Annotated in this window: 10 protein-coding genes and 2 pseudogenes; 5 read left to right on the top strand and 7 right to left on the bottom strand. The window is 65.5% G+C overall.

Features of this window, described 5'->3' with window-relative positions; genetic code table 11:
* Window positions 1–188: pseudogene (groEL, locus tag C4301_RS06125) on the top strand (chaperonin GroEL); the annotation flags it as partial.
* Window positions 189–252: 64 nt separating this feature from the next.
* Here groEL and dnaE read toward each other — a convergent pair.
* Window positions 253–3,915 carry a DNA polymerase III subunit alpha gene (gene dnaE / locus C4301_RS06120; protein WP_352414220.1) on the bottom strand — a complete coding sequence of 1,221 codons (3,663 nt, stop codon included), beginning with the start codon at window positions 3,913–3,915 and terminating at the stop codon, window positions 253–255.
* Window positions 3,916–3,932: 17 nt separating this feature from the next.
* Here dnaE and C4301_RS06115 point away from each other — a divergent pair, with 17 nt between their 5' ends.
* On the top strand, window positions 3,933–4,490 hold the full coding sequence (locus C4301_RS06115; protein ID WP_352414219.1) for a 5-formyltetrahydrofolate cyclo-ligase: 558 nt from the start codon (window positions 3,933–3,935) through the stop codon (window positions 4,488–4,490).
* Here the strand turns inward: C4301_RS06115 and C4301_RS06110 are convergent.
* Entirely contained in the window at window positions 4,477–4,791 is a 315-nt protein-coding gene (locus C4301_RS06110) for an FUN14 domain-containing protein (protein ID WP_352414218.1), read from the bottom strand. The two genes, C4301_RS06115 and C4301_RS06110, sit on opposite strands and share 14 nt — an antisense overlap.
* 90 nt (window positions 4,792–4,881) lie before the next feature.
* Complete coding sequence (locus tag C4301_RS06105) at window positions 4,882–5,433, bottom strand: HD domain-containing protein (RefSeq protein WP_352414217.1); 552 nt, start codon at window positions 5,431–5,433, stop codon at window positions 4,882–4,884.
* Between the two features lie 16 nt (window positions 5,434–5,449).
* On the opposite strand from C4301_RS06105, the gene ispF reads away from it, so the two are divergent.
* Window positions 5,450–5,908, top strand: a complete 459-nt coding sequence (gene ispF, locus C4301_RS06100) for a 2-C-methyl-D-erythritol 2,4-cyclodiphosphate synthase (RefSeq protein WP_352414216.1) — start codon at window positions 5,450–5,452, stop codon at window positions 5,906–5,908.
* Between the two features lie 53 nt (window positions 5,909–5,961).
* On the opposite strand, the gene C4301_RS06095 is transcribed toward ispF, so the two are convergent.
* Window positions 5,962–6,660 (bottom strand): tetratricopeptide repeat protein, encoded by a 699-nt coding sequence (locus C4301_RS06095; protein WP_352414215.1) that lies wholly within the window; start codon window positions 6,658–6,660, stop codon window positions 5,962–5,964.
* Between the two features lie 85 nt (window positions 6,661–6,745).
* On the opposite strand from C4301_RS06095, the gene C4301_RS06090 reads away from it, so the two are divergent.
* Entirely contained in the window at window positions 6,746–8,185 is a 1,440-nt protein-coding gene (locus tag C4301_RS06090) for a tetratricopeptide repeat protein (protein WP_352414214.1), read from the top strand.
* Window positions 8,182–8,919: a (R)-S-adenosyl-L-methionine hydrolase gene (locus C4301_RS06085; RefSeq protein WP_352414213.1), complete on the top strand. Its 738-nt coding sequence runs from the start codon at window positions 8,182–8,184 to the stop codon at window positions 8,917–8,919. The genes C4301_RS06090 and C4301_RS06085 overlap by 4 nt, the downstream gene beginning before the upstream one ends.
* Here C4301_RS06085 and surE read toward each other — a convergent pair.
* The 3 genes and pseudogenes from surE to C4301_RS06070 form a co-directional block, all read right to left on the bottom strand.
* Window positions 8,887–9,651, bottom strand: coding sequence for a 5'/3'-nucleotidase SurE (gene surE, locus C4301_RS06080; RefSeq protein ID WP_352414212.1), 765 nt, complete (start codon window positions 9,649–9,651; stop codon window positions 8,887–8,889). The genes C4301_RS06085 and surE overlap by 33 nt on opposite strands.
* Window positions 9,652–9,728: 77 nt before the next feature.
* Window positions 9,729–9,935, bottom strand: a complete 207-nt coding sequence (locus C4301_RS06075) for a cold-shock protein (protein WP_352414211.1) — start codon at window positions 9,933–9,935, stop codon at window positions 9,729–9,731.
* A gap of 115 nt (window positions 9,936–10,050) precedes the next feature.
* Window positions 10,051–10,493 (bottom strand): annotated as a pseudogene (locus C4301_RS06070) (FKBP-type peptidyl-prolyl cis-trans isomerase); the annotation flags it as partial.

Genomic DNA, 10,493 nt, shown 5'->3' with positions numbered 1-10,493 from the left:
CCACCGGCGAGTACGGCGACATGATGGAGTACGGCATCGTCGACCCCGCCAAGGTCACCCGTACCGCCCTGCAGAACGCCGCCTCCATCGGCGCCCTCATCCTCACCACCGAGGCCGTGGTGGCGGAGAAGCCCGAGAAGAAGGAGTCTACCCCCGCCCCCGCCGGCGCTGGGGAGATGGACTTCTAACCCACCGTCCGGGCCACCCCCGGGGGGCACCCCCGGGGGTTTTGCGTACATGGCCGTTCGCCTGTCAGAAGGGCACCGCCGCCTCCCCCCCTGGGTCTAGGCTCCAAAGGGCCTCCCGATCGGGCAGGGTGTACCCCCGGTAACCCCTCTCTTCCAAAAGGGCCAGCACCTCCTCCCCCACCCGGACCTCCCGGGCGGACAGGACGGCTTCCCCAAAGGGGCCCTCCACCTTGAGGTACAAAGGCAAGGGCCCCGGATGCTCCTCCAAAAGGCTCTTCAGATGAAGGATGGCCCCCTCATCCAAAAGGGCCAGGTCCAGCTCGAGCTCCAGGGCTTTGGGCAGATGGGCCAGGTCCTCATAGGGGTAGACCGTCTGGGCCAAAAGGCGCAGGGTCTCCTCCTCTTCCTCCACCTCGGCCAAAAGAAGGACCGGGAGGTCCTCCTTAAGCCTGGGGGAGACCCGCTCATACGCCCGGCCAAAGGCGATGGCCTCCAGGGCCCCCGTCTCATCGGAAAGGACGAACCGGGCCATCATGCCGCCGCTTTTCGTGGGCTTGCGCACCACCTCCTCCACCACCCCTGCGAGGATGACCCGGGCCCGCCGCCCCCCCGTGGCCTGGACGTAGGCCCTGAGGCCGGCCAGGCTGGTGGTCGCCGCTTCCTTTAGGCCCGGGTAGCGGAGGACGGGGTGGCCAAAGAGGTAGAGGCCCAGGGCCTCCTTCTCGTACCGGAGCCGGTTCACCTCGTCCAAAGGGGGCGTCTTGGGCAAGGGGGGCTCCATGGACTCAAAAAGCAGGCCAAGACCGCTTTTTCGCCGCTCCCTCTCCGCAGAAGCCCAGCGCAAAAACTCATCCAAGGCGGCAAGGAGCTGACCCCGTTCCCCGAACCGGTCCAAGGCCCCCGCCTTGATGAGGGACTCCACCGCCCTCCGGTTCGCCACCTTTTCGTCCAGACGGAGGAGGAAGTCCGCAAAGCTCCGGAAAGGCCCCCCCCGGGCCCTCTCGGAAAGGATGGCCTCCGCCACCCCCTCCCCCACGTTCTTCACCGCAGAAAGCCCGAACAAAATGCGCCCGCCCACGACCCGGAAGTCGAATCCGCTCTCGTTCACATCCGGCGCGAGAACCTCAATCCCCATGGCCCGGGCATCCCGGATGTACTCGGCCACCTTGTCGGAATCGTGCCGCTCCACGGAAAGGAGGGCGGCTATGAACTCCACCGGATAGTGGGCCTTGACATAGGCGGTCTGGTAGGAAAGGAGGCTATAGGCGGCGGCGTGGGACTTATTAAAGCCATAGTCGGCGAAGGCCTCGAGGAGGTCAAAAAGCCGATCGGCCTCCTCCTCTGGCACCCCCCGCTCCTTCGCCCCCCGGACAAACCGCTCCCGGTGGGCCCTCATCTCCTCGCTCTTCTTCTTGCCCATCGCCCGGCGGAGAAGGTCGGCTTCCCCCAGGGAGTAGCCCGCCACCTGGGAAGCGATCTGGATGATCTGCTCCTGGTAAACGGGTATGCCGTAGGTCTCGTCCAAAATGGGCCTGAGGTATTTTTCCGCGTGGGGGAATTCCGCGTAGCTCACGGGCTCCTGGCCGTGGTGGCGGCGGATGTAGGTGGGGATGTGCTCCATCGGCCCAGGGCGGTAAAGGGAGAGAAGGGCGATCAGGTCCTCGAGCCGCCGGGGCTTCATGCCCTTCAAGGTGGCCACCATCCCACCGGACTCCAGCTGGAACACCCCCTTGGTCTCCCCCCGGGAAAGGAGTTCGAAAGTCTTGGGGTCGTCCAGGGGGAGCCGGTCGTAGTCCAGATCCACCCCCCGGGACTCCTTGACGATGCGCTTGGCCTCGTCCAAAAAGGAAAGGGTGCGCAGGCCCAAAAAGTCCATCTTCAAAAGCCCCAGGGCCTCCACCCCGCCCATGTCGTACTGGGTCACCACCCCTTCCCCGGAGGTGTCCCGCATAAGGGGAACAAGCTCCGTGAGGGGCTCGTCCGAGATGACCACCCCGGCCGCGTGGACCGAGGCGTGGCGGGAAAGGCCCTCCAGGCGCATGGCCACCTCGATCACCCGGCGGATAAGGGGGTCCTTCTCCATTTCCGCCTTAAGCTCCGGGATGACCTCCACCGCCTCGGCCAGGGGCTTGGGCTTTCCGAACTGCACGGGGATGAGCTTGGCGAGCTCCTCCGCCTTTTTGTGGGGGATGCCGAAGACCCGGGCCACGTCCTTTAGGGCGGCCTTGGAGGCCATGCTCCCAAAGGTGCCGATCTGGGCCACCTTCTCCTCCCCGTAGCGGGCCTTCACGTAACGGATCACCTCGTCCCGGCGGCGGTCGGAGAAGTCGGTGTCGATGTCGGGCATGGAGACCCTTTCCGGGTTCAAAAAGCGCTCAAAGAGGAGGCCGAAGCGCAGGGGATCGAGGTTGGTGATGCCCACCGCGTAGGCCACCAGGCTTCCCACCGCCGAACCCCGGCCCGGCCCCACGCTAATCCCCTGGCCCCTGGCCCAGTTGATGTAGTCCTGGACGATGAGAAAATACCCTGGAAAGCCCATCTTTTCGATAACGGATAGCTCATAAAAGGCCCGGGCCAGGATCCGCCACCCGTCCCATTCAAAGACCCCCTCTAAAGGGGGTAGGGTGCCCCGCGCCTTCTCCCAGTCCTGGGGGGAAAGCTGGCTCAGGGCCCGGGCCAGGGCCTCTTCGTCCCCGTGGGGGGGGAGCTTGTCCATCCTGCGGAAAAGTTCCCGGTAAATCCCCTCCGTAACCCGGTCGGGGTAGCGCCTTAAAAGCCCCAAGAAGGTCAGCTCCCGAAGGTACTGGCTCTCCGTCCGTCCCTCAGGAAGGGGGTAGCGGGGGATGCGGTAGACCATCCTCTCCCCGATGGGCAGCTCCACGTTGCACATCCGGGCGATCTCCACCGTGTTGTCAAAGGGCTCATCCCCCCACTCCTCCCCCAGGGCTTGGCGCATCTCCTCTGGGGTTTTGACGTAGAACTCTTCGCAGGGGAATCTCCAGCGCTCGGGGTCGTCCCAGGTGGTCTTGGACTGGATGGCCAGGAGGACGGCATGGGCCTCCGCGTCCTCCTTCCTCACGTAGTGGCCGTCGTTGGTGGCCACAAGGCCTAGGCCGTACTTCCGGGCGAACTCCTTCAGGACCTGGTTGACCTTCTTCTGCTCGGGAAGGCCATGGTCCTGGATCTCGACGAAATAGTTGTCCTTGAAGATGGAAAGGTACTCGTTGAGCCTGGCCTCGGCCAGGTCCAGCCGGTCCTGGAGGATGAACTGCGGAATCTCCGCCCCCAGACACCCCGAGAGGGCGATGAGGCCCTCCGAGTGTTCCCTCAGGATCTCCCGGTCGATCCGGGGTTTTTCGTAAAAGCCCTCGAGGTAGGCCCGGGTGGCCAGCCTCACCAGGTTCTGGTACCCCTTAAAGTCCTTGGCCAGGAGGGTGAGGTGGAAGTACCCCCCGTCTAGCCCCTTCCCCCGCTTGCGATCAAAGCGGCTTTCCGCCGCCACATAGGCCTCGTAGCCAAGGATGGGCTTGATGCCCTTTGCGGTGGCCTTTTTGTAGAACTCCACCGCCCCGAAGAGGTTCCCGTGGTCGGTCATGGCCAAGGCGGGCTCATGAGGGGTTATGGCCTTCACCCAGGAAAGGAGGTCCTCGAGGCGGGCCGCCCCGTCCAAAAGGGAAAACTGCGTGTGCTGGTGTAGGTGGGCGAACTTCGGTTTTTTACCCTCCATCCCCTATACTCTAACCCGTGAGCCTAGGGGCCCTACGGGAAGAGGTCTGGAACGCCCTCTCGCAATACGGCCTGGCCCTCCACCCCACCCCGCCCCACGGCCACCACCCGAACTTCAAAGGGGCCAGGCGGGCGGCGGAAAGGCTTGTTGCGACCGCGGAGTTCCAAGGGGCAAGGACCATCCTCGTGGGGATGGACGCGGTCCTAAAACCCCTGCGGGAGGCCGCGCTCAGGGCAGGAAAGGCCCTCATCCTCCCCCATCCCGACCGGGCCGGGGCGTTCTTGAAAGTGGAGGGGCTGGACCCCAGGAAGCTCTTCCGGGTGCGGGAGGTGAGCCGCCACGGGGAGCCCGTAGACCTAAAGGCCCATGGGGTGGATCTGGTCCTGATCGGGGCGGTGGCCGTGGACGAGGAGGGGGGCTGGGTGGGCAAAGGGTACGGCTTTCCTCAGGCCTGGCTCGAGGTGGAAGCCCCCTTCGCTACCCTGGCCCACCCGGTGATGATCTACCCCCGCCTCCCCGTGCGGGAAAGAACGGTCCAGCTCATCGCCACCCCTCAGCGGCTTATCCGGCCCTGAGGCCCAGAATAAACCCCGCGGTAAAGCTGGCCCCAAAGGGGAGGTTGTGGGTGAGGGTGGCCAAAAGCCTTTCCCAAAAGCTCCTTACCCCCTCGTCCTTAAGGAAGGGCTCCACGTCCTTCTGGATTCGGGTCCAGTCCACCTGGACATACCCCGCCTGGGCAAGGAGCTGAACCGCCACGAAGAGAAGGCCCAACCCCACCGCCAAAAGGCGGCCGATCTTCTTCAGGGCGTACCCGGTGGCAAACCCCGCGAGCCCCCCAAAGGTGAGCTGGCCGATGTAAGGCGAAAGGACCTCCACTTTCTCAAGTCTATTGGAGATCAACCCCCAAGGGAAGGTGGCCGACACACCCTGGACCCCAATTCGGAAGGGATCTGGATGGCATGCCCCTCACACCAGGCCCAGAAGCCCAGCCTCTTCCTTCATCGCCTCGAGGACGAAGGCCATATGCTCATCCAGGCTGAGGCCAAGCTCCCGCGCCCCATCCTCAATCTCCTGACGGTCTACGCCCCGGGCAAAGGCCTTGTCCTTGAATTTTTTCTTAAGACTTGGGAGCTCGAGGCCCAAAATGCTCCGGTCCGGCCGCACATAGACCGCAGCGGTGATGAGGCCCGTAAGCTCGTCCACCGCAAAGAGGGCCTTGGCCATAAGGGTCCTGCGGGGGACCCCGGTGTAGCGGGCATGGGCCAGGATGGCCTCGAGGATCTCCTCCGGGTAGCCCAGCCGCCTGAGCTCCTCCACCCCCCGGTAGGGGTGCTCCAAAGGGTACTTTTCGTAATCCATATCGTGCAGGACTCCAGCTATGGCCCAAACCTCCTCGTCCTCCCCAAAGCGGCGGGCGTAGGCCCGCATGGCCACCTCCACCGCCCGCATGTGCCGCCTTAAGGACTCGCCTTCCGTCCAGGCCTCCATCAGGCTAAGCGCCTCGGCAAAGCTCGGCATGCCTTAGAGTATAGCCATGCGCCTAGGCTACGGCGAGGACAGCCACCTCCTGGTCGAGGGAAGGCCGCTTTTCCTCTGCGGGCTGGCCATCCCAAGCCCCGTGGGGGCCCAGGCCCACTCCGACGGGGACGCCGCACTCCACGCCCTCACCGATGCCCTTCTTTCCGCCTATGGCTTGGGGGACATCGGCCAGCTCTTTCCGGACACGGACCCCCGCTGGAAAGGGGCAAGGAGCGAGTTCTTTCTGAAAGAGGCCCTCCGCCTGGTGGAAGAGCAAGGAGGTAGGCTCCTCCAGATCAGCCTGGTCCTCACCCTGGACCAGCCCAAGCTCTCCCCACACCGGGGGGCCCTGGTGGAGAACCTATCCCGCCTTCTGGGTCTACCCCAGGACCGGCTGGGCCTTTCCTTTAAAACCTCCGAGGGCCTGGCCCCTAGGCACGTCCAGGCCCGGGCGGTGGTCCTCCTGGAGGGGTAAGGCCGAGGGGGGTCGGAGGTGTCGCCCCCGACCCCCTCGAGAACCTTTACGGCTCAGCGGAGCTTGGCCAGTTCCTGCCGGGCCCGCTCCTGGTCGTACCGGTCGGCTGCGGTCTTTGCCGGCAGGGAGAGGGCCACCTCCAGCTGCTTTCGGGCCTCCTCCTTCTTCCCCCAGGCGGCCAGGACCTTGGCGTACTCCACCCGGTGGATGATGACGTTGGGTTCCAGTTCGATGGCCCTCCTCATCAGGGGCTCCACCTTAGACCCGTCCGCCCCCTGGGTGGCCGCCACGAACCAGCCCTTCTGCACCAGCTCAAAGTGCCAAAGGGCCAGGGCCACCATGGCCCCCGCGTGGTCGGGCTTGAGCCTGAGGGTTTTTTCCAGGTCGCTCCGGATCCTGGGGGCCACCCCCTCGGCCAGGGCCTGCAGGATCCCCTTGTACTGGGAAAGCCGCCCCAGGGCCCGGGCCCGTTCAAAATAGCCCTCAGGGTAGTCCGGGTCCTTCTTAATGGCCTCGGAGGCTGCCGCCTCAGCTTTCTGGAACCATTCAGCCCGCTCGCCCTCCTTGGCCTGGTACATGGCGTAAAAACTCGCCGCCTTGGCTGCGAGGGCCAGGCTTTCGGCGCTGGCCAGCCTCTGGCCCAGCTGGTAGGCCTCCACATACCGGCCCCCCTCCAGAAGGTTTCCGATCTCCGCCTGCGCCAAGGCGGTAAGCCCGAGCGCGAGTCCAAAAGCCAAGAGGATCCTCCTCATCCCTTGCCTCCGGAAAGGAGCATACCAAGTTCAAGGATACCGGGAAAGCCCCCTGGGTTCCTAGGCCGTAGCTTAGACTGGGGGCATGCGCTGGATTTGGACCGTCTTTGGCCTGGGGATGGCGCTGGCCCAGGCGGGACCCTACTATGAAAGGTGCTCGAGGCTATATGAAGAAGGTGCCCTGGAAGCCGCTCAAGCCACCTGCGAGCTCGCCCTGGTGGCCGATCCAGGACATGAGCCGAGCCGCCTTCTGCTGACTCGGATCTACCTGGAGACCGGCCAGGTCGAAAGGGCGGAGGCCCAGCTGCAAACCCTCCCCCAAAGCTCTGAGGCCGCGCGGCTTCAGGCCCGGCTTCTCCTCCTAAAGGGCAGCCCCGGCCAGGCCTTGGCCCTCCTCCAGGGGGACACAACCCCCGAGGCCCGGCTCATCCGGGCCCAGGCCCTGTTCCAGCTTGGCCGCCTCGAGGCGGCGGAAGAGGAGGCGCTGCTGGGGCTTTCCACCCCGGAGGCCCGGCTTCTCCTGGCCGAGATCCGCAAAGCCCTGCTCCGTCCAGGAGAAGCCCTGGCCGTCTTGGGCGACACCCCCAGGGAACAGGTGGAACGGGCCCGGCTCCTCCTCTACCTGGGCCAGCCAAAGGAAGCCATCCGCCTTCTGGAAGGCCTCGCCCCCAGGCTGGAAAGCGGGCTTTACCGCGAGGCCCTGGGCCTCCTCACCCTCTCCTACTACGCCGCAGGGGATCTCACCCGAGGGGGGGCGGCCTTGGCCCAGCTTTCCCAGGTGGAAAGCCTCCCCCGCCTTCTTCTAAAGGCCACCTGGCCCTGGCTTCTCCTCCTTTTAATCTTTTTGGGCCTCGTCCTCTACGCGGAAAGCCGCATCGAACCCACCCGGGCGGTGGAGGTGGTGGAAGACCCCCTGCCAGGGCCGGGGCAGCTTTACCTGGCCCTTTTCCTCTTCCTCCTCCTCGCAGGCGGCCTCTCCCTCTGGATAGGCCGCCTCGTCCACGGAACCTACCTCGCCCTCTTCCTCCCCTACCAGAAGGAGACGGTCCTCCCCCTCTTCTACCTCCTCTACGGCCTCCTGGCCTTTTTGTACCTAGGGGTCCGCTTTAAAAAGCGGCTTCCCCAGATCCTAGGCGATCCTGGCTCTTGGATAGAGGCCTTCTGGGTGGGGCCGGCCTTGGTCCTCCTCCTCTTCCTTTACGGAGCCCTGCGGGGGCTTCTGGACCAGCCGGGCCTGATGCCCAACCTCGTGGTCTTCCTGGGCCTGGCCCTCCTCGAGCCCTTCTTCCGCGGCCTTGCCCCCTTGGTTCTGCACGAGCGATACAAGGACCTTTCCCCCCACCTCAGCACCCTCCTTTATGCCCTCGCTGTCCCCGGGCCCACGCTCCTTTTCCTTCTGGTCGGAGGCTTCCTCAACTGGGTCAAGGCGAGGACCCAGGGGGTCCTGGCCGGGGGGTTGGGGCTCGTGGTGGCCGGGGTGGTGGTGGCCCTCCTCCCCAGGCCTCTGCTCCGGACGCGCCTATGAGGCGGGTCTACTTCCTTTCGGACTTCGGCCTGGAAGACCCCTACACCGGTGTGGTGAAGGCGGTCCTGAAGGGAAGGGCCCCGGGGGTGGAGGTGGTGGACCTGGCCCATGACCTCCCCCCCCAGGACCTCCGCCGGGCGGCCTACGCCCTTTACGAGGCCCTGCCCTTCCTGGAAAGGGGGGCGGTGGTCCTGGCGGTGGTGGACCCCGGGGTAGGGAGCGAGCGACGGGCCATCGCCGCTTTTGGGGAACGCATCTACGTGGGCCCAGACAATGGGCTTTTCACCCTGGCCTGGCTTCTAGATCCCCCAAGGGAAGCCTTTCTGCTATCCTGGCCCACCTCGAGCGCCACCTTCCACGGCCGGGACCTTTTCGCCCCCGCCGCCGCTCACTTGGCCCTCCGCCTTCCCCCAAAGGCCCTGGGCCCCGGCCTAGACCCAAAAGATCTGGTCCGGCTTCCCCTGGCCCTTTCGGAGCGGGAGGGGGAAGTCCTCACCTTTGACCGCTTCGGAAACGCCATCACCACCCTAACCCAGGCCCCTCCCGGTGGGTGGGTCAGGGTGGGTGGCTCAATAGGCCGGCGCATCCCCATCCGGAGGACCTACGCGGAAGTGCCGCCTGGCGAGGCGCTCGCCTATCTGGGCAGCGCGGGGCTTTTGGAGATTGCCGTAAACCGGGGAAGCGCCCGGGAGGCCTTGGGCCTAAGGGAGGGGGAGCCGGTGGTCCTGGAGTAGGCCCTCGAGGCGGGCCTTAAACGCATAGTCGGTGAAGTCCAGGCTGACTGGGGTCACGGACACATACCCCTGGCGCACGGCCCAGAGGTCCGTCCCCTCCTCCTCCTCCCCCACCGGCCTGCCCGCAATCCAGTAGTAGGGCCGCCCCTCCGGGTCCAGGCGCTCCACCACGGTATCCTCGTAGTGATGGGTGGAAAGCCGGGTGACCCGAAGCCCTTTGGGCCTAGTCGCGGGAAAGTTCACGTTAAGGAGCGTCCCTGGGGGAAGGCCCTTCTCCAAAACGAAGCGGGCGATGGCCACCGCCGTCTGGGCCGCCTCCTCAAAGCCGAGCTCCTCCGCGGAGGTGTCCAGACTGAAGGCGATGGAGGGAATGCCTAAGGAGGTGCCCTCTAAGGCCGCCGCCACCGTTCCCGAATGGGTGAGGTCCAGGCCCAGGTTCACCCCGATGTTGATGCCCGAGACCAGAAGGTCGGGCCGGCCTAGAAGATGAACCCCAAGGACCACGCAGTCCGCCGGGGTCCCGTCCACCCGGTAAGCGGGGACCTCTCCAAACCCAGCGCTGGCGGTGTGTTTAAAACGCAAGGGGCGCCGGACGGTGATGCCATGGCCCACCGCGGATTGCTCCACATCCGGGGCCACCACCGCCACCTCCCCCAAAGCCCGCATGGCCAGGCCCAGGGCCTTGATGCCCGGGGAAAAAATGCCGTCGTCGTTCGTCACCAGGATGCGCACGCCCTTACCCTACGCCACAGGCGGCCTGGCTTCAACAAAAACGCGCCCCCCGACCGGGGGGCGCGGTTCTCGCAAGCTTAAAGCACGCGCACGTTCTTGGCCTGGGGGCCCTTGCCGCCCCGGCCGGGCTCCACCTCAAACTCCACCCGGTCGCCCTCGTTCAGGGTCCTAAACCCCTCGGCCTGGATGGCCGTGAAGTGCACGAACACGTCCGGACCTTCTTCCTGCTGGATGAACCCGTAGCCTTTTTCCGCGTTAAACCACTTGACGGTACCCTTCTTCATGCTGCTCCTTTAATCCCCTAAACCCTTTGGGTTTTCCCAGGGACACCTAAGCCTAGCACGGCGCTTTGAAAAAGTCAAATCCGCGGGGAGCTCCCCGCGGATTTCCAAGTTAGGGTTATTCGCCCTCGTGCACGTGGCCGTGCTCGAGTTCTTCCGGCGTGGCGGGCCGGACCTTGAGGATCTCCACCTCAAAATCCAGGGTCTTCCCGGCCAAGGGGTGGTTGAAGTCGATGGTGACCTCCTCCCCCTCCACCGCCACCACGGTGAGGGGCATGGGGTTCCCCTCCATGTCCTGGGCGTAGAACTGGGCCCCGGGGACCACCTCCGCATCCTCGGGGAAGGCGGAAAGGGGCACCACCTGGACCCCCTCGGGGTCGTGGGGACCGTAGCCCTTCTCCGGGGCCACCTGGGCCTGCACCACCTCCCCCTCCTCGTGCCCATCCAGGGCCTCCTCGAGGCCCTGGATGATGTTCCGATGCCCGTGGAGGTAGGAAAGCTCCCCCTGGTCCAGGACCCCCCCCCCACCTCGAGGGTGTACCGGATGGTGACCACCTTGTC

The sequence above is a fragment of the Thermus sp. genome (assembly GCF_040290245.1).
Lineage (GTDB): Bacteria > Deinococcota > Deinococci > Deinococcales > Thermaceae > Thermus_A.
The sequence above is the reverse complement of the archived record's forward strand: the minus strand, read 5'-3'. Positions and strand labels throughout refer to the sequence as shown.